This is a genomic window from Flavobacterium davisii, assembly GCF_019565505.1.
Taxonomy (GTDB): domain Bacteria; phylum Bacteroidota; class Bacteroidia; order Flavobacteriales; family Flavobacteriaceae; genus Flavobacterium; species Flavobacterium davisii.
In genome coordinates, this window is the sequence record NZ_CP067378.1 from 1,186,315 (window position 1) to 1,205,604 (window position 19,290).

Below are 19,290 nucleotides of genomic sequence, written 5' to 3' on the forward strand. Positions count from 1 at the left end.
AAAAAACGGTTTATAAGTAATTTTATTATTTTTGCAAATATACATCCCTTTTTAATACAATCATCGTTATGCAAAAAATAAGCACTTTAAATGCAGAAAAAGTAAATAAACATATTGTAAACTGGTTAAAAGAATACGCTATAAAAGCTGGAGTAAAAGGCTTTGTAGTTGGTATTTCTGGCGGAATAGACTCCGCTTTAACGTCTACATTATGTGCGCAAACTGGTCTTACAACCTTATGTGTAGAAATGCCTATACATCAAGCAGAAAGCCATGTAAACAGGGCATACGAACATATTAATATGCTAAAACAAAAATTTTCAAATGTATTGGATACTCAAATTAATATGACCCCCATTTTTGAAAGTTTCAAAAACGAAGTACCTATATCAGAAAATGAGGACAAACTTCATTTAGCCTTCGCCAATACTCGTTCACGTTTACGAATGGTATCTTTATACTACCTTGCTGGTTTAAACAACTTATTAGTAGCCGGAACTGGCAATAAGGTAGAGGATTTTGGAGTAGGCTTTTTTACTAAATACGGGGATGGAGGCGTAGACATTAGTCCTATAGCAGACTTGCTAAAAAGTGATGTTCGTACTTTAGCATCTTATGTGGGAGTACCTGAATCTATACTAAATGCAAAACCTACAGATGGACTATTTGGCGATGATCGAAGCGACGAAGATCAACTAGGTGCCAATTATGATGAATTAGAATGGGCCATGAAACAATTAGAAAATGGGAAAAACAGCAATGATTTTGAAGGGAGAGAGAAAGAAGTCTTTAAAATTTATTTACGATTAAACACTATTAATCAACATAAAATGAATCCAATACCTGTATGTATAATTCCTAATGAACTTAAATAGGAAATTTGAAAATATTTTTTGCCCTCATGTACTTTGATATAAAAAATTTCAAGGTATAACTCCAAATATTCCAAAAAAAGCAAAGCTATCCTTTTTTTTTTTTTACTTTTTGAAATAGTGCTAATAAAAAATATTACCCTTTTTTTAGAGTAAAAGACTCTAAAAAAAGGGGGTTAAATTCAAAAATAAAAAAGCCTTAAACTTTGATTTTATTGATACATTTTATTTCTGAGTGCACCTAAATAATTTCTACAAAAGTGTAAAACTTTTTCTACAACTGATAATCAAGCCTTTATCTTTTTATTTGTAATTTTGTACTTACACAATTTTAAACAAATAATGTATGATAAAGATAGGTCTTGCGGATAATCATCCTGTAGTTCATTATGGTATTAAATCATATTTCAAAGAACATTCTGATATTACATTAGTAGGAATCGTGGATAACTTTGAAATGATTGAAGAAATGTTGAAACGTAAAGAAGTAGATATTTTGATCATGGATATGGAGCTAAATGGGTTAAATAGTATTAATGATATTAAAAATTTATTAGAAAATCACAGGAAACTTAAGATCATTTTATTTTCTAATTTAAATGAACAGGTATACGCTCCTAATGCTATAAAAGCAGGAACTTCAGCATTTGTTGAAAAGTCAGAAAAACTAGAAAATTTAGCCTCAACAATTATAAAAGTCAACAGAGGAACTGTGGTATTTAGTGATGTGGTAAAACGTAATATAGCTTTAATTTCAAAACAAAATAAGTCAGAACAACTATACAGAAAACTATCTAGTAGAGAAATAGAAGTATTACGTTATCTATCAAACGGTAAAAAAAATAAAGAAATTGCCGAATCTTTAAATTTAAATGAAAAAACTATAAGCACATATAAACTCCGTTTATTAGCAAAATTAAATGTAACGAATCTTGTAGATCTTGTTAATAAAGCCAAAATATTAGAAATTGTTTAGTTTTAAAATATGAACTTTTAGAATAACTTTTTGAACGATCACAAAAAACCTAAAAAAACTCTTATTCATACATTTGTTATTAATTAAAAATAACTATTATGAAAAAGAGTTTTTTATTTTCCTCTCTTATAGGAACTGCATTATTAATAGGATGTTCAAAAGATAATAACACGACAATCCCTAGTAATGAAATTACATTCTCAACAGGAAAATTAGCCTTACAATTTGGTCATCCTGAAAGCATTCTTTTTGACGGCAAAGAATATTTCTACATTTCAGATATTGGGGCTCAATTAGCTCCTCACGTAAAAGATGGAGACGGAATGATAACCAAAGTAGATTTAAACGGTAAGTTAATTTCAAAAAACATCAGTAAAACTATTTTAAATGCTCCAAAAGGCAGTGCTTTAATAGACAATGTATTATGGGTAAACGATATAGATGAATTAAAAGGAATAAATATCAATACAGGAGAACTTGTTGATCGAATTTCTTTTACAGATCTTGGAATAGACCTAACACAACAAGGAGGCACAGGATTAAACGATCTTGTTAAAGGAAATGACAACAATACGTTATATGCAAGCATTACAAATAACGGTGGTATTTATAAGATTAATTTAAAAGAAAAAACTAAGGAAAAAATAGGCGAAAATGGTTTTGTAAATGGCTTGTTTTTAACAGACAATACATTATGGAATTGCGCCTTTAAAAATGGATTATCATTAAAAAAATTAGATTTAAACTCCAAAAATAATACGGATGTCACAAATGGTCCAAGTGCTTTGGGAGGACTAGACGGCATCGCTCTAATTAACAATGAAGTATATCTTTCAGATTGGGGGAAAGATTACAATGGATCGAATGAAGTAGGATTTATTTTTAAATACAACCCAATGACACAAAAAAGTGAAGTAATAGATCTTTCTAACAAAATAGGTAAAAAATATCTGAATGGTCCAGCAGACATCAGCAGTTATAACAACTACTTGTTCATACCTGCAATGGGAGAAGGAGCTATTTATATTGTTAAATTTTAAATTCCTCAACAAATAATGAAAAATATCTGAAAAGCTCAAAAATTTCATCATTTATTTTATATTATGAATCCTTTTCTAAAGATAAACTGGATCATTTTATTTAAACAGACTAAGCAAATGTTTTAATAAATTATATATTTCTATTGAAAAAAATAACAAGATGAAATTTTTACTTTTCGGATATTCCTTTATAAAAACTAAGAATAACGAGACATCACACGTCCTAGCTTACTGGAAAAATTACCCACCAATTTGGAATAATCCATTACCATATATAAAATTTCAGAATTATCAGCCTGAGGATCGGGTGATAATTGTCCTTTAACTTCTTCTATAATTTTATTTACTAAAAACCATCTCAAACTTAAGATTGTTTCTGTTGCATACTGACCAATTGTTTGATCTTTTAATTTTACATAAATAAGTTTAACCTCCCAATTATGGAGGCTCATCTTTTCATCCTCCATCAAAATAGAAGTTACTTCTTGAGCTAATTCGGGTGTTAATTGCATCAAAAAATGTTCAATTTCTAATTTCTCATTTTGATGATAATAATTCATTACGTCATTATAGATAGCTCTAAAAAGAGGATTTGCCAATTCTACTTCATCTTCCTGTAAACTCAAATAAATTCGCTGGTATACTTTATACTTATTAATTTCTTTTATTTCTTTTAATTCACCTTCTGGAGTAGCTTTGTATAAAAAATCTGTAAATTCTTCTTCTGCTCCCCCATAAAGTAAAAGGATTTCTATAATCTTACGTTCTAATTGATATTGAACATCTACTTTTGTTTTAGCTGATTGTTCTTCATTTTTTACAACTGTAAATGCTTTTTGTTCTTGTTTTAATTTCTTCCCAGATTCCGCAATGTCTTTTTGAACCAATTGTGCTAATGTATTAAATAATACTTCCTCCGAAATATCCATGATACGAGAACATTCTTTAATATATACTTCTCGTTTAATTCGATCGGGTATTTTAGCAATACTAATCACCATATCTCGAATTAGATCTGCTTTTTTTATCGGATCATTTTTAGCTTCTTTCATCAAAAGTGATGCTTTAAACTGAATAAAATCCATGGCATTCTGATCAAGATAACGCAATAAATCATCATGAGAAGTTTTTCTAGCAAAACTATCTGGATCATCTCCATCTGGAAAAGTACAAACTTTCACATTCATACCTTCCTCCAAAATTAAGTCAATACCTCTAATAGAAGCTCTTAAACCTGCTGCATCTCCATCAAAAAGAACTGTGACATTTTTTGTCAAACGATTAATCAAACGAATTTGATCTGGAGTTAAGGCAGTACCAGATGAAGCTACTACATTTTCTATACCTGCTTGGTGCATTTGAATAACATCTGTATATCCTTCACATAAGTAACAATTATCTTGTTTGGCTATGGCTTGTTTTGCATAATAAATACCATATAGGACTTTAGATTTATGATAAATTTCACTTTCTGGAGAATTAACGTATTTAGCAACTTTCTTATCATTCGTTAAAATACGTCCACCAAAACCAAGAACACGTCCAGACATACTTTGAATAGGAAACATAACACGTCCTTTAAAACGATCAAAATGCCTTCCATCTTCCTTAGCTATAGTTAACCCTGTTTTTTCTAAAAATTCTAATTTATACCCTTTTCCGAGAGCTTCTTTTGTAAAAATATCCCAAGCTTCAGGTGAAAAACCTAAACCAAATTTTTCAATAGTTTCTAAAGTAAATCCACGTTCTTTAAAGTACGAAAGTCCTATTGCCTGACCTTCATCTGTATGAAGTAGAGCATTTTGAAAAAATTTTTGAGCAAATTCAGAAACTAAGTACATACTTTCTTTTTCATTAGCTACCGCTACTTCTTCAGTAGATTGCTCTGTTTCTTCAATTTCTATGTTATATTTTTTTGCTAAATATCGAATCGCTTCTGGATATGAAAAATGCTCATGTTCCATTAGAAATGTCACAGCATTTCCTCCTTTACCTGAACTAAAGTCTTTCCATATTTGTTTTACTGGTGAGACCATAAAAGAAGGTGATTTTTCATCCGAAAAAGGACTAAGTCCTTTTAAATTTGTACCCGCTCTTTTTAGCTGAACAAAGTCACCTATAACCTCCTCCACTCGAGCCGTTTCAAAAACGGTTTCTATTGTATTTTTAGAAATCACAATTAATCTTTAAAAAAATTCAAATATACAAACTTTAAAAACCTTTTAAATAGAAAAAGGAATGATCTAAAAAAAGGCACTTTTAATATTTACCCCAGATTCCACATTAGACTTCATTATAAAACAAAATTACTAAATCTAAAAAAACAACTTTCTTTTTATTCTCCGTTTAACAAACTCTGTCTGCGATAAAAAATTTCGATATATTTTTATACTTTTTGTTCTTTTCCTTTTTGTTACACAAGACCTATCATCTAATCTGGGTTTAACTTACGCTAAAAAAACAAGAGAAGCCACACAACTTTTAATTGTGTGATTTCTCTTACTGATCAAAAATATGATTACTCGCTTTTACAATCCCTTCTTATTTCAACCTGAAATCGGGTTTTTTTCGTACATCATTACTTTTAAACATATTGATATTACTAATTTTTGTAACACTATTTACTTTATCTTTTGACGTAAACCAATCCGTTTGTCCTTCTGCTTTAACTAAATTTTCGTTGGTAATAATTTCAGTACAATTATTGATAATAGAGTTTACTATTTTTAATTGTTTGTAATTTTCTCTCTCCAAATATTTATCATCCATAGCAAATACACTAGCAAAACCTGAAATTACACATTTATTAATTTCAACAAATGAATCTGTTTTTACTGAAATAGCTTCTTTTACTAGCCCCATCGCATTATCCTCATTACTAACCATTGTCACGTTATTAAGTTTAACAACCGTTTTCTTACGAGTAGGGTCAAAATTTTCTAATTTATCATAAGTATCTATTTCCATAACTCTCGAACGAGTATTATCTGAAATATAAGGATTACGGATAGCTATTGAATTACTTATAGAACAGGTTGCTCCCATAGAAAAATCAAAATCATCATCTGCATTTTGAAATGAAATAATATTATTTATATCAAAGACACCGCCTACAATTTCTAATCCATCATCCTTGGCCATACTAATTTGCACATATTCTATCTTCGTTTTTTTTCCTACCCCTCCTAATGTTAAACCATTTAACATTGTTTTTTCATTTAATTTTTTTCCTGCAAATTCTATACGTACATATTTTAGAATACCTGAATCACTGTTTTCATTATTCCCTCCAAAAAGATTATATTTAGGATTTGGATCATAAATAGAAGAAACGATCCCTCCGTAACGATTAACAGGTGCATCACCATAAATTATAATACCTCCCCAATCGCCTGATTTTCTATCAGAGGTTCCTTTATTCGATGTAAAAACAATAGGATCTGTTTCTGTACCTTCCGCTTTTATTTTAGATCCTTTAGTGATGATTAAAGTTCCATTAGAATCCGAATCACCTCTCATAACTACCCCTGGCTCTAAAGTAAGAGTTGCTCCATTAACAACATATACAGATCCCATTATTTGGTAAGTTCCTTTTTTAAGAGTTGTATCCACTCCTATCTCGCCGTTTAATATTCGGCTAGGTGCTGCGTAATCCTGCGTTTTAGGCTTAAAATTAGTCCAATTATTAAACCAGTTAAAGTCGCCGTAAATTCCTTGCACATTTTGTGCTTGTCCTGAAACAAAAACTAACAATAGTATAGTCAATAACTTTTTTCTCATTGTTTTGGGGTTTGGTTTATAAAAATTAGCACAAAACTACTTTTTAGTTTGTTAATAAACAACCTTCTATTAACAAATAACTGTTAAAAAATGATAAAAAATGTTTTATCTATAAAATATTATCAATAATTACACCAAAACACATCCAATTAATTATTTTTTTCTTTCAATCACATAATTTACCATTAAGACTAAGGCGCTTTTATAATCTGATTCAGGAAAGTCAGCAAGCAACATCAGTGCTTCCTGTTGAAATTCAATCATTTTTTTTTCAGCATATAGAAGACCGTTATTTTGTTTAACAAATGCTATAACTTCTTTCACACGCTTTTTATCTTTATTATGATTTTTTATAGAATTAATTAACCATTTTTTTTCTTTCGGAGTACATGTATTAAGAACATAAATGAGTGGAAGTGTCATTTTTTGCTCTTTAATATCAATTCCTGTTGGTTTTCCTATAGCTTCTTCTGAATAATCAAAAAGATCGTCTTTTATTTGAAAAGCCATCCCTATAAGTTCTCCAAATTTACGCATTCTTTCTATTAATTCAGCATCATCTGGTTTAATAGAGCAAGCGGCCAAAGAACAACAGGCAGCAATGAGGGTAGCTGTTTTTTGCCTAATAATTTCGTAGTAAATTTCTTCTGTTATATCTAATCGACGTGCTTTTTCAATCTGAAGTAATTCTCCTTCACTCATTTCTCGAACTGCAACTGAAATAATTTTGAGTAAATCAAAATCACCATTATCAATAGAAAGTAACAATCCTTTTGACAATAAATAATCTCCTACTAAAACTGCAATTTTATTTTTCCACAAAGCATTTATAGAGAAAAAACCACGACGACGATTACTATCATCTACTACATCATCATGAACTAAAGTAGCCGTATGAATAAGTTCTATTACCAATGCTCCTCTGTAGGTTCTTTCTAAAACAGTTCCTTTAGAGATCATTTTAGCTGTAAGAAAAACAAACATAGGCCGCATTTGTTTCCCTTTCCTATTAACAATATAATAGGTAATCCTATTTAACAACGCTACCTTAGAAGACATTGAGGAATGAAATTTTTTTTCAAAAATTTCCATTTCCTGAAGTATTGGCTGTTTTATTTGAGAAGTAATATCCATCAGGGTTTCAAAGGTAAAACAATTTCATATATGAAAAAAAACTTTTTTACGCTATCAATTTAAACCTTTTTTTATTATTTTAGTCCAACCCATAAACCTTAAAACCATTTGATTATGAGAACTAAAAATTTTATTATTGCTTTATGCAGCACTTTTGCATTACTGATCAGTTGTAATAAAGATGAAAATGAAAATTTATACACACCTGAGATTACCAAAGATGACATGTCTGCTTCTGTAAAAACAGATGCCTTTGTTGAAGATCTTTCAACAGTAGTCCTTGAACAACTAGGAGAACTTAATTTAGCAGCCAGAATGATGTCTACAGAAAGACAAACTCCTTCTTGTGCTGTTGTAAGTATAACCCCACAAGCCCCTTATACTTCTGGACAAACAATTAGCAAAACAATTGATTTTGGTTCAACAGGTTGTTCTATGCCAAATGGCAATACGTTAAAAGGTAAAATAATCATTAAATTTACTTACCAACCTAAAGCCACCTCTCACACAATTACTTATACTTTCGAAAATTTTTCTCACAACAATGTAAAAGTAGAAGGAACAAGAACCATTACAATTACAAGAGGTACCTCAGCAGCAAATCCTAATGAACATTTAATATTTAAAATTGACTTAAACTTAACTGTTACTTTAGAAAATGGTAAGATCTTAAAAATAACAGGAACTAAAACCAGAGAAATTATTCAAGGACAAAACACTCCTGAGTTATCAGATAATGTTTATCAAATTACAGGAAACTGGGAAACTGTTTTCCCAAGTGGAACTGTAAGATTAGCTGAAATCACTTCTCCTTTAATCGTAAAATCAAATTGTTTTTATATTACGAAAGGTATTATTTCTTATACAAAATTAGACAAAACAGCAGCTGTTTTAGATTTCGGAAATGGAGAATGCGATGATAAGGCTACATTGACAGTCAATGGTCAAAATTACATTATTTTCCTTGGAAAATAGTTCGTTTTATTAACCCTATCAAAAGAGAGATTATTTTCATTACAATAATCTCTCTTTTTTGATCCATTAAAATTCAAAAACGCCTTTCAGTAACAGCTCAAAGAGGTACTATTGACATGCTTCATTATTCATTTAAATTACTTACACAGCATTTTCATACTACTAGAACACCAATCTTCCCCAGCGATCGCCTTAATATTCTCAGTCTTACTTGTTGAATAATAATATAAAAACGAACCTCCCTTTTTCACTAAAATCATTAGTTTTGTTTTCAAATTACAGTTACGCTATGTCAATAGAAGTTCAAAATATATCTAAAAATTACGGTTCCCAAAAAGCATTAGATTCCATTTCATTTTCGGTTAATAAAGGAGAAATTGTGGGTTTCCTAGGTCCTAATGGTGCGGGAAAATCGACATTAATGAAAATCCTTACCACATTTATCAGCGCCGATGGTGGCACCGCTAAAGTCAATGGATTTGATGTAACTACGGATGCTCTTGCCGTTCAAAAATCGGTAGGATATTTACCCGAACACAATCCTTTGTATTTGGATTTGTACGTAAGAGAATATTTGACTTTTAATGCCGATGTATATAAAGTTGCCAAAAGTCGCATTGATGAAGTCATCGCTTTAACGGGATTAACCCCAGAAGCACATAAGAAAATTGGCGCATTATCAAAGGGTTATCGTCAGCGTGTGGGACTGGCTACGGCTTTATTACACAATCCTGATGTATTGATTTTAGACGAACCTACTACAGGTTTAGACCCAAATCAATTGGTTGAAATTCGTGATTTGATTAAAAACATAGGCAAAGACAAAACAGTTTTTCTTTCTACGCATATTATGCAAGAAGTGGAAGCGATTTGCGACCGTGTCATCATCATCAACAAAGGGAAGATAGTAACCGATAACAATATTGAAAACTTAATTTCTGAGGTTGCCGAGCAAGTAATTGAGGTGGAATTTGACCAACCCATTACAGCAACACAACTGGAAACATTGGCTGATTTGACCCAATCTTCTAACAACGGAAACACTTGGGAATTGACTTTTACTACTAACGAAGACCGCAGAACTCAGGTGTTTGATTTTGCTCAAGCCAATGGTTTAAAAATTCTGCAACTTTCTTTGAAGAGTAAGAACTTGGAGCGTGTGTTTAGGGAGAAGACGAAATAAATCTTCAAAACTTTTTGTATTTTTGAATATAACATCACAAAATGAATGTATTAGAAAGTCATACTACCGAGATTCTCAACCTTTGTAAAGCGCATAAGGTAAAGACTTTGTATGCTTTTGGCTCTGTATTGACTGATAAATTTAACACCGAAAGTGATATTGATTTAGTTGTCGATTTCCTACCGTTAGATGTACTCGATTATGGAGACAATTACTATGATTTGAAGTTTTCATTAGAAAACACCTTCAAAAGAAATGTCGATTTATTAGAAGAGAAAGCTATTAAAAACCCTTATTTTTTAAAAACATTAAATCAGCATAAAAAATTGATTTATGGATAACCAAATAAAGGCTTAGCTTTACGATATCTTAAACGCAATCAATGAAATTGAGAGTTTCTTTATTGACACGCCTAATTTTTTTGAGGTATACCAAAACGACTTACGTACCAAAAGAGCTGTAGAACGTAACATCGATATCATAGGCGAAGCAATGAATCGCATTTTGAAGCTTGAACCAACTATAACTATTTCTAACTCAAGAAAAATTGTTGATGTTAGAAACCGAATTATTCACGGTTACGACTCAGTTTCTGATGATGTCATTTGGGGAATTGTTATTAAAAACTTACCTATTTTACAGGTTGAAGTTGAAGAATTGCTGAACGAGTAAATGTAATATTTTATTTGATGGATAAAAATTCAGCGTGTCTGTTTATAAGGAATAATTCGAAAGAATTGATATTTTTAAATTTATGAAACGAAACTATAAAAACATCTTTACACCAATTTTCATTATATTCCTATTTATTGAAATTTGCTTTTATTTTTCAGAATATGACTTGACAACTTATTTAGCCATACCGATTTCAATTGCAACCTCAATTACAAGCATACTTTTAATTAACAAAAATTTTCAAAATAAAAAACTAAAAATTTCCTTATCGATTATAGTACTTTTTTTTACAATGTTGTTTTTCTTATGGGAGATTATTTTGGCTAGCCTTACAAGTGCCAATGAAATTAGTCAAACTTGGTATATCGATAAGTATCGAATTCAATCTATAACAAGGTCATTTGAAGGCCCAAAACCTAGCTTCTATTCTTTAACTGAGCAATATTTCTTTGGGACAATTCATAAGGACATAGACATAACGTTCCCTGAAAACCTCACCAAAATTGGAAATAAATGCATTTTGAAATTTGACGAAGTAAATCTATCTTTTGACTTATGCAATTTAAAACAAGAAACTATACCCACTAGATAATGTGAACCTTCAAAATATTACTAAAACACCTCCCCTGCAATAGCCTTAATATTCTCAGCCATCCCCATAGAATAATAATGCAAAAAGGTACTCCTGATTTTACTAACTCTTACTTTGCTGGATATACTATAGAAGTATTGTGCTTGATTTCTCCAAAGGCAATAGATTAATGTTTCAACTTTTTACATATGTAAAAATATGCTTATCAGTAAAAATTTTACTAAACCGATAATAAAACTAGCTAAAACCTTCAACACAGAAAGAGCTTAATAATTTATTTTCGTTAAATCTTAAATTAACACTTGCACTAATTAAGAAAATTGCATTTTTATTAAATAAGACATATCTTTAATTAAAATTTTTACTGATGAAGAATTTTAAATCTGGAATCTATATTAAGCAGAACTCTTATAAAAGTTTTCAGCCAGAAAAGATAAACAAGGAATGGACTATTGAAAACATGGAACTTCTAAACTTATTAAGTCAAGCTGACAGACAATTAGGAAGACTAGATATGTATTCAGAATATATCCCTAATATCGACCTTTTTATAAGTATGCACGTCTTAAAAGAAGCAACTCAGTCTAGTAAAATTGAAGGAACTGAAACAAATATTGAGGAAGCTCTTTTAAACAAAGAAGACATACGAGAAGAGAAACGAGATGACTGGGAAGAAGTACAAAACTATATTTCAGCCTTAAATTCTGCCATAACAAAACTAGAAAAACTTCCATTTTCATCACGTCTACTAAAAGAAACTCATCAAATTTTACTACAAGGCGTTAGAGGAAAACATAAACTACCGGGTGAGTTTAGAACAAGTCAAAATTGGATAGGAGGTGCTAGTATAAACGATGCTTCATTTGTACCACCAAACCATACTTTGGTGAACGACTACATGAGTGACTTGGAAAAATTTGCTCATAATGATGATTATTATTTTCCTGAGCTTTTGAAAATTGCTTTGATACATTATCAATTTGAAACTATTCATCCATTTCTTGATGGCAATGGCAGGGTTGGAAGACTAATGATAACATTATATCTAGTTGAAAAAGGTATTTTAAAAAAACCGATACTTTATCTATCTGATTTCTTTGAAAAAAACAGAACACTATATTATGACAATCTTACAAAGGTAAGAGACAAAAATGACATTATTCAATGGTTTAAATTTTTCCTAGTTGGCATAATTGAAACTGCAAAAAAAGGAATATCAACCTTTGACAGTATCTTGAAATTACAAAAAGAAGTAGACCTAAAAATTCAAAAATTAGGAAGTAGAGCAAACAAAGCAAATACGCTTCTAAATTATTTATATCAACACCCAATGATTGAAGCACAAAAAGCAAGAGAAATCACGGGTCTTTCATCACCATCCGTTTACAAACTTTTAGAAGAATTAGAAAATTTACAAATAATAAAAGAAATTACTGGTTCAAAAAGAGGTAAACTATATCTCTTTAAAGATTACACCCAGTTATTCCAATAAACCTATACTACTTCTAAATCGGTTAGACGAGATTAATTCTTCAGTTTCGTCTAACCAATTACTAAAACACCTCCCCTGCAATCGCCTTAATATTCTCGGCCTTTCCCATAGAATAATAATGCAAAAAAGGCACTCCTGATTTCACTAACTCCTTACTTTGCTGAATACACCATTCAATACCGATTTGTTTTACTGCTTCATTATCTTTGGCTTTTACCACAGCCATAATCAAATCGTCTGGCAAATCGACTTTAAAGCGATGCGGAATCAAATTCAGTTGTTTTTTGGTTGCAATGGGTTTTAATCACGGGATAATAGGCACTGTGATACCTGCATTTCTGCATTTTTCGACGTATTCAAAAAACTTTTGATTGTCAAAAAACATCTGGGTAATGATATAGTCCGCGCCATTTTTTATTTTTTGCTTCATAAAATAAATGTCGCTATCCATACTTGGTGCTTCCATATGTTTTTCGGGATAACCTGCAACACCTATACAAAAATCAGTTGCATTGGTATTCTGCAAATCGTCATCTAAATAAATCCCTTTATTCAAATTACTAATTTGGGTTACCAATTCTGAGGCATAGGCATTTCCTTCTTTTTCGGCTTTGAAATAAATTTCACTTTTTACCGCATCGCCTCGTAAAGCTACCACATTATCAATCCCTAGGAAATCTAAGTCGATTAGAAGGTTTTCTGTATCTTCTTTTGTAAATCCACCACATAAAATATGGGGTATCGCATCGACATTATATTTATTTTGAATCCCAGCACAAATACCCACTGTTCCTGGACGTTTTTTTACAATTTTCTTTTGCAACAAACCGTTTGACAACTCTTTAAATTCGTATTCTTCACGATGATACGTCACGTCTATAAACGGCGGATTGAATTCCATTAATGGGTCAATCCCATCAAATATACATTGGATGTTTTGCCCTTTTAAAGGCGGTAATATTTCGAAGGAAAATTGCGTTTTCCCGTTTGCTTTTTCTATATGTTCGGTTACTTTCATAAGAGCCTCCCCCGTCCCCTCCAAAGGAGGGGTGACTGAAGTGGGTAATCAGTTTTACGTTAATACAATTATAGGTTTCAGGTTCCTCCCCTTAGGGGAGATGGAGGGGGCCAACCACTTCATTGCTTCTTCTACTGAAATTCCACGGCGTTTCGCATAATCGGCTACTTGGTCTGGTTTTATTTTTCCTAATCCGAAGTATTTACTTTGTGGGTTAGCAAAATAATATCCTGAAACGGAGGAAGCTGGCCACATTGCCATACTTTCGGTTAGTTTGACTCCTATTTGATTTTCCACGTCTAACAATTTCCAGATAACTGGCTTTTCTAAATGGTCTGGACACGCTGGATATCCGGCGCGGGACGTATTCCTTTGTAGCTTTCTTTTATTAATTCTTCGTTGGTTAATTTTTCATCTGAAGCATAACCCCAAATTTCTTTACGCACTTTTTCGTGTAAATATTCTGCAAAAGCTTCTGCTAAACGGTCGCCTAGTGCTTTTACTAAAATCGAATTGTAATCGTCTAAATTTGTTTCGTATTCTTTTGCTTTTTCATCCACGCCAAAACCTGTAGTTACACAAAAACAACCTATATAATCTTGTTTACCTGTTTCTTTTGGCGCTATAAAATCGGCTAAAGCGATGTTAGGAGCACCTGCTGTTTTCACACTCTGTTGACGTAAAGTCAAAAAGAGCCCCCCAGCCCCCACACGAGCAGAAGCGAACTGGCGAAGCAAAGGGGGAACGACCAACTTTACGGATAAACGTTGTCTAATTTTTTTCAATAGTTTCGAATAAATTGGTTAGAACTTCCTTATTCGTAAATCTAATCACTTCAAATCCTTTCGATTCCAACCATTCAGTCCTCAATTTATCGTGTTCTATTTGCTCTTGAAGATTATGAATTGCTCCATCCACTTCAACTATCAAGTTCTTCTCTAAACAAACAAAATCTACAATATATTGGCCAATGATATGTTGTCTTCTAAACTTAAAGCCATCTATTCCTTTATTAGACAACACTTTCCAAAGTATATTTTCAGCATCAGTTGGTTGATTACGCATTTCCTTAGCTCTAACTTTTAATTCTTCATAAAGTACTGGATTTGCAGTTTCCCAAAATTGCTTGGACACAACGTTTGGAGTTCCCCCTTGGGGGCTAGGGGGCTCACTTCGATATCATCATCATTCACGGTATTAGCAGGAAAAATCCCTAGAATTCCTTTGGCGATAAACCATTTTTCAGAAATGATTTTTTCCAACATACTCTGGGCATCCAAAAACAAATTAGAAGCTTGTTCGCCCACTACTTCATCGGTGAGAATGGCTGGATATTTACCATATAATTCCCACGACTGAAAAAACGGTGTCCAATCGATATAACTTACCAATTCTGACAACGCTACTTCAACTATTTTTGTCCCAATAAAATTTGGTTTTACTGGTTTATAAGCATCCCAATCGATTAAGAATTTATTTTTACGTGCTTCTTCAATGGAAAGAAAATTCTTTTCTCTACTTCTATTCAAATAACCTTCGCGCAAGGTATTATACTCTTCACGCAATGATTTTGCAAAATCTAACTTTACCTCTTCCTGCAATAAATTAGAAGCAACCGTCACCGCTCTTGACGCATCATTGACGTGTACCACGGTCGACTGATATTCAGGTGCAATTTTCACAGCTGTATGTGCACGCGACGTGGTTGCACCACCTATCATTACTGGAATTTTAATATTTAATCTATCTAATTCTTTGGCTAGATATACCATTTCATCTAAGGAAGGCGTGATTAAACCACTTAATCCTATAATATCTACCTTTTCTTTGACAGCTGTTTCTATAATTTTTCTGGTGGCACCATTACCCCCAAATCAATTATTTCAAAATTATTACAAGCTAAAACAACTGAAACTATATTTTTCCCTATATCGTGCACATCGCCTTTTACGGTTGCCATTAAAATCTTGCCGGACTTGCCTGCCCCCGAAGGGGGAGCTACCAACTGTGCGTTCAATTCGTTGCGAATAATTTCGATGGTGTCAAAAAGATGATTTAAAACTTGGTTGTTTTCAAATCGAATGACTTTGAAACCATTTTTTTCAAGCCATTCTGTTCTTAATTTATCGTGTTCTATCTGTTCTGGCTGATTATGTACAGAACCGTCAACTTCAATTACTAATCTTTTTTCTAAACAAACAAAATCGACTATATACTCGCCAATTATATGTTGTCTTCTAAACTTATATTCATCAATACCCTTAGCAGAAAGTACATTCCAAAGCATTTTTTCTGCTTCTGTTGGATTATTACGCATTGCTTTTGCACTTTCTTTGAGTTTCGCGTATAGTGTTGGACTTGCAGTTTTCCACGACTGTTTGTCAACTCCCCCTTCGGGGGTTGGGGGGCTGATGTACGGCATTAAATAAGCCACCGCTTTTTTCATTACTCGAGCGGACTTTACGACTTGAGGCAAAAACATTTTTCCAGAGCCAAATAAGTCCCCTACTACGTTCATTCCATTCATCAAATGATTTTCTATCACTTCAATTGGTCGAGTTACTTGTTGGCGCGCTTCTTCAACATCTATTTCGATAAATTCATCTAATCCTTTTACCAAAGAATGTGTTAACCGTTCCTGGACTGAACCATTTCTCCAAACAGCCTCTCCCCCAGCCCCTCTCCGAAGGAGAGGGGAGCCGTTGCCTTTAATACGTTCCGCATACTCTATTAATCTTTCGGTTGCGTCATCGCGTCTATCAAGAAGTACATCTTCAACATATTCTAACAATTCCTTGTCAATTTCATCATAAATCTCGAGCATTTCAGGATTTACTATTCCCATCGTCATACCGTGATTGATGGCGTGATATAAAAATGCCGAATGCATGGCTTCGCGCACTTTGTCATTTCCTCTAAATGAAAATGAAACATTACTCACCCCACCCGAAATATTTGCATACGGAAGATTTTCGCGAATCCATTTAGTAGCTAAAAAGAAATCAATTGCATTGCGTCTATGTTCTTCCATTCCTGTAGCCACGGGAAAGATATTGGGGTCAAAAATGATATCTTCCGCAGGAAAACCTACTTTTTCTACCAAAATATCATAGGAACGCTTACATATTTCAATACGACGTTGATATGTATCCGCCTGTCCAACCTCATCAAAAGCCATTACAATTACTGATGCTCCGTAACGTTTGATTAATTTTGCGTGATGGATAAACGTTTCTTCTCCCTCTTTTAACGAAATAGAATTCACAACACCTTTACCTTGAATCACCTTAAGACCTGCTTCAATAATTTCCCATTTAGAACTATCTATCATTACGGGAACTCTTGCGATATCAGGTTCAGATGCAATTAAATTAAGGAATTTGGTCATTGCGTATACACCATCCAGCATCCCTTCATCCATATTCACATCAATGATTTGCGCACCACCTTCAACTTGAGCTCGTGCAATATCTAGTGCTTCATCATATTTTTCTTCTTTTATTAGTCGAAGAAATTTACGAGACCCTGTAACATTAGTACGTTCGCCTACATTTATAAATAGCGCTCGACCAGCCTCCCCAACCCCTCCAAAGGAGGGGCTTACTGATGCGTCAACACTAACCGCAGTTTCCTTCACTTTATTATTCAACTCCCCTTGATATACTTTAAGTGGTTCAAGACCTGAGAGTGTCAATGCTTTTTTAGGCGGTGCTACAACTCCCCTTTTGGGGGTTAGGGGGGCAACTGCTTCTGCAATTAATCTTATATGTTCTGGAGTTGTTCCACAACAACCACCGATAATATTGACTAAATTTTCTTGCAAATATTCTCTTATGAGTTGTTGCATTTCCTCTGCGGTTTGGTCGTATTGTCCAAATGCATTAGGCAAACCTGCATTAGGATGTGCAGAGATATTTAATTGTGTATTGTGTGCTAATCTTTTCAGATAGGGCTTTAACTGGTCGGCTCCTAAAGCACAGTTAAAACCAACACTCAACAATGGAATATGTTGGATTGAAATTAAAAAAGCTTCCACGGTTTGCCCCGACAATGTTCTTCCTGAAGCATCTGTAATTGTACCAGAAACCATTACAGGTATATCTAATTTACGTTCTTCCTTTACTTCTTCTATCGCAAACAAGCACGCTTTAGCATTCAGTGTGTCAAAAATGGTTTCTACTAATAATAAATCGGCACCACCATCAATTAAAGCTTCTACTTGCTGACGATACGCTAATTTTAACTCATCAAAAGTAACTGCTCTATAACTCCGGGTCATTTACATCGGGCGACATAGACGCTGTTCTATTAGTTGGTCCAATGGAACCCGCAACAAATCTAGGTTTATCAGTAAACTCATCTGCTACTTCGCGAGCAATTTTAGCCGATTGATAATTAAGTTCATAAACCAAATCTTCCATATGATAATCCGCCATTCCGATGGTAGTTCCTGAAAACGTATTGGTTTCCACTATATCGGCACCCGCTTGAAAATACAAACGATGCACTTCTTTTACCGCTTCAGGTTGTGTCAGAGACAATAAATCATTGTTCCCTTTTAATGGGTGCGGAAAATCTTTAAAGCGTTCGCCTCTAAAATCTTCCTCCTCAAACTTATAACGTTGCAACATCGTTCCCATAGCTCCATCGAGTACTAGGATACGTTGCTTTAAAATTTCTTGAATGAGCCCACTTGCTCTTGAAGAGGTTGCCCCTTTTTGATTTATATCACTCATTGACATTACATTTCTTATCATTCAAAACGAATACTATCCGCTTGAAAACTTTATTTTACAAAATGGTTTAAGGAATTGTGCTTCCAAAAAAATTGGAAATTTTACACAAAAAAACGTTATCAAAAAGGGGAGCGAAAAACTCAAAAAGTTATCTTTTCTATATATTAAAAAGTAATTGATATACAGATAGAATGTAGCACCTTTCCACAAGGGAGGTTGCTAAGCGTTCGTTGGGTCTATTCCCTCCCGCTTTCGTGATAACAACAATAAACTTATGAACAGGGCAAAGATAATTCACAAAATGTAAATTTGAAAATTTTTCAGAAATTTACTAATTATTTTTGAATTACATTTTATTTTTTCTGTAAAAACTAAAATACATAAAAATATTTTCTTATACCAAAACTTGACAGTGATTATTTACCACTGGGTTTTATGAATTAAATCTAATTATAAAAGAAAAAAGAACACGAATTATTATGCAGGCAAAAGCCTTTTAAACTCTTAAACTTAAACAAACACAAATCCACATGTTGTAGGTAATTGTACGAGAACCGAAGCGTTAAAAGCAGAAAAATTATCCTTTGGAATAAAATTTGTAGTATATTTGATATATTAAATTTTTGTGATATGAATATTTTTAAATTAAAACCAAATCCAAAAATTAAAGTTACTTCTAATGGAGGTTTTTATATTAAGTCGGAAGATATTTTTTCAGACAGAGAAAAAACAAAAAGACAGTTAGATGCTTTAAAAAAGATTGTAAAGGAATATAAGGTTAAAGGTTAATGATAAAGTTTGACCTACTACTTCTACC

General features: G+C 32.6%; 15 protein-coding genes, 3 pseudogenes and 1 riboswitch. Of the genes and pseudogenes, 9 read left to right on the forward strand and 9 right to left on the reverse strand.

The window, feature by feature from the left end:
• The first annotated feature begins 68 nt into the window (after window positions 1-68).
• The 3 genes from nadE to JJC05_RS05855 all read left to right on the forward strand — a co-directional run bounded on the left by nadE (window position 69) and on the right by JJC05_RS05855 (window position 2,888).
• Entirely contained in the window at window positions 69-875 is an 807-nt protein-coding gene (gene nadE / locus JJC05_RS05845) for an NAD(+) synthase (protein ID WP_088390365.1), read from the forward strand.
• A gap of 343 nt (window positions 876-1,218) precedes the next feature.
• Entirely contained in the window at window positions 1,219-1,848 is a 630-nt protein-coding gene (locus tag JJC05_RS05850; protein ID WP_105195391.1) for a response regulator transcription factor, read from the forward strand.
• A gap of 98 nt (window positions 1,849-1,946) precedes the next feature.
• A complete protein-coding gene (locus JJC05_RS05855) occupies window positions 1,947-2,888 on the forward strand; it encodes an NHL repeat-containing protein (RefSeq protein ID WP_088390361.1) in 942 nt (313 codons plus the stop codon).
• Window positions 2,889-3,085: 197 nt separating this feature from the next.
• Here the strand turns inward: JJC05_RS05855 and dnaG are convergent, their stop codons facing one another.
• The 3 genes from dnaG to JJC05_RS05870 form a co-directional block, all read right to left on the reverse strand.
• Window positions 3,086-5,065: a DNA primase gene (dnaG, locus tag JJC05_RS05860; protein WP_088390359.1), complete on the reverse strand. Its 1,980-nt coding sequence runs from the start codon at window positions 5,063-5,065 to the stop codon at window positions 3,086-3,088.
• 364 nt (window positions 5,066-5,429) lie between these two features.
• Window positions 5,430-6,668 (reverse strand): beta-helix domain-containing protein, encoded by a 1,239-nt coding sequence (locus tag JJC05_RS05865; RefSeq protein ID WP_105195388.1) that lies wholly within the window; start codon window positions 6,666-6,668, stop codon window positions 5,430-5,432.
• Window positions 6,669-6,821: 153 nt separating this feature from the next.
• On the reverse strand, window positions 6,822-7,802 hold the full coding sequence (locus tag JJC05_RS05870; protein WP_088390355.1) for a polyprenyl synthetase family protein: 981 nt from the start codon (window positions 7,800-7,802) through the stop codon (window positions 6,822-6,824).
• Between the two features lie 114 nt (window positions 7,803-7,916).
• On the opposite strand from JJC05_RS05870, the gene JJC05_RS05875 reads away from it, so the two are divergent.
• The 5 genes from JJC05_RS05875 (at window position 7,917) to JJC05_RS05895 (ending at window position 12,719) form a co-directional block, all read left to right on the forward strand.
• Window positions 7,917-8,777 (forward strand): hypothetical protein, encoded by an 861-nt coding sequence (locus JJC05_RS05875; protein ID WP_235878528.1) that lies wholly within the window; start codon window positions 7,917-7,919, stop codon window positions 8,775-8,777.
• Window positions 8,778-9,066: 289 nt separating this feature from the next.
• Window positions 9,067-9,960: a gliding motility-associated ABC transporter ATP-binding subunit GldA gene (gldA, locus tag JJC05_RS05880; RefSeq protein ID WP_235878529.1), complete on the forward strand. Its 894-nt coding sequence runs from the start codon at window positions 9,067-9,069 to the stop codon at window positions 9,958-9,960.
• A 41-nt stretch (window positions 9,961-10,001) separates the two neighbouring features.
• Window positions 10,002-10,301: a nucleotidyltransferase family protein gene (locus tag JJC05_RS05885; protein WP_235878530.1), complete on the forward strand. Its 300-nt coding sequence runs from the start codon at window positions 10,002-10,004 to the stop codon at window positions 10,299-10,301.
• Between the two features lie 37 nt (window positions 10,302-10,338).
• A complete protein-coding gene (locus tag JJC05_RS05890) occupies window positions 10,339-10,632 on the forward strand; it encodes a HepT-like ribonuclease domain-containing protein (RefSeq protein WP_309597464.1) in 294 nt (97 codons plus the stop codon).
• A gap of 962 nt (window positions 10,633-11,594) precedes the next feature.
• Entirely contained in the window at window positions 11,595-12,719 is a 1,125-nt protein-coding gene (locus JJC05_RS05895; protein WP_235878531.1) for a Fic family protein, read from the forward strand.
• Window positions 12,720-12,780: 61 nt separating this feature from the next.
• Here the strand turns inward: JJC05_RS05895 and metF are convergent.
• The 6 genes and pseudogenes from metF to JJC05_RS19045 form a co-directional block, all read right to left on the reverse strand.
• A pseudogene (gene metF / locus JJC05_RS05900) lies at window positions 12,781-13,737 on the reverse strand (methylenetetrahydrofolate reductase [NAD(P)H]).
• 54 nt (window positions 13,738-13,791) lie between these two features.
• Window positions 13,792-14,429, reverse strand: a pseudogene (locus tag JJC05_RS18710) (vitamin B12 dependent-methionine synthase activation domain-containing protein); the annotation flags it as partial.
• A 79-nt stretch (window positions 14,430-14,508) separates the two neighbouring features.
• Window positions 14,509-14,871, reverse strand: a complete 363-nt coding sequence (locus tag JJC05_RS18715; protein WP_235878533.1) for an endonuclease domain-containing protein — start codon at window positions 14,869-14,871, stop codon at window positions 14,509-14,511.
• Complete coding sequence (locus tag JJC05_RS18720) at window positions 14,820-15,584, reverse strand: vitamin B12 dependent-methionine synthase activation domain-containing protein (protein ID WP_374226354.1); 765 nt, start codon at window positions 15,582-15,584, stop codon at window positions 14,820-14,822. The genes JJC05_RS18715 and JJC05_RS18720 overlap by 52 nt, the downstream gene beginning before the upstream one ends.
• Window positions 15,578-17,293, reverse strand: a complete 1,716-nt coding sequence (locus JJC05_RS18725) for a dihydropteroate synthase (protein WP_258929668.1) — start codon at window positions 17,291-17,293, stop codon at window positions 15,578-15,580. The genes JJC05_RS18720 and JJC05_RS18725 overlap by 7 nt, the downstream gene beginning before the upstream one ends.
• A 168-nt stretch (window positions 17,294-17,461) precedes the next feature.
• Window positions 17,462-18,377 (reverse strand): annotated as a pseudogene (locus tag JJC05_RS19045) (homocysteine S-methyltransferase family protein); the annotation flags it as partial.
• A 241-nt stretch (window positions 18,378-18,618) separates the two neighbouring features.
• Window positions 18,619-18,737: riboswitch (SAM riboswitch) on the reverse strand.
• 366 nt (window positions 18,738-19,103) lie between these two features.
• Here JJC05_RS19045 and JJC05_RS05925 point away from each other — a divergent pair.
• The gene (locus JJC05_RS05925; protein ID WP_165764823.1) at window positions 19,104-19,262 is read left to right on the forward strand and encodes a hypothetical protein; all 159 of its coding nucleotides are present in this window, start codon (window positions 19,104-19,106) and stop codon (window positions 19,260-19,262) included.
• Window positions 19,263-19,290 lie beyond the last annotated feature (28 nt).

Excerpts from the sequence above, each read along its gene's own strand:
- JJC05_RS05875 (WP_235878528.1), top strand. The coding sequence starts at position 7,917 with ATGAGAACTAAAAATTTTATTATTGCTTTATGCAGCACTTTTGCATTA.
- JJC05_RS05865 (WP_105195388.1), bottom strand. The coding sequence starts at position 6,668 with ATGAGAAAAAAGTTATTGACTATACTATTGTTAGTTTTTGTTTCAGGA.
- JJC05_RS05895 (WP_235878531.1), top strand. The coding sequence starts at position 11,595 with ATGAAGAATTTTAAATCTGGAATCTATATTAAGCAGAACTCTTATAAA.
- JJC05_RS05850 (WP_105195391.1), top strand. The coding sequence starts at position 1,219 with ATGATAAAGATAGGTCTTGCGGATAATCATCCTGTAGTTCATTATGGT.
- JJC05_RS05870 (WP_088390355.1), bottom strand. The coding sequence starts at position 7,802 with ATGGATATTACTTCTCAAATAAAACAGCCAATACTTCAGGAAATGGAA.
- JJC05_RS05885 (WP_235878530.1), top strand. The coding sequence starts at position 10,002 with ATGAATGTATTAGAAAGTCATACTACCGAGATTCTCAACCTTTGTAAA.
- JJC05_RS05855 (WP_088390361.1), top strand. The coding sequence starts at position 1,947 with ATGAAAAAGAGTTTTTTATTTTCCTCTCTTATAGGAACTGCATTATTA.
- gldA (WP_235878529.1), top strand. The coding sequence starts at position 9,067 with ATGTCAATAGAAGTTCAAAATATATCTAAAAATTACGGTTCCCAAAAA.
- nadE (WP_088390365.1), top strand. The coding sequence starts at position 69 with ATGCAAAAAATAAGCACTTTAAATGCAGAAAAAGTAAATAAACATATT.
- JJC05_RS05925 (WP_165764823.1), top strand. The coding sequence starts at position 19,104 with ATGAATATTTTTAAATTAAAACCAAATCCAAAAATTAAAGTTACTTCT.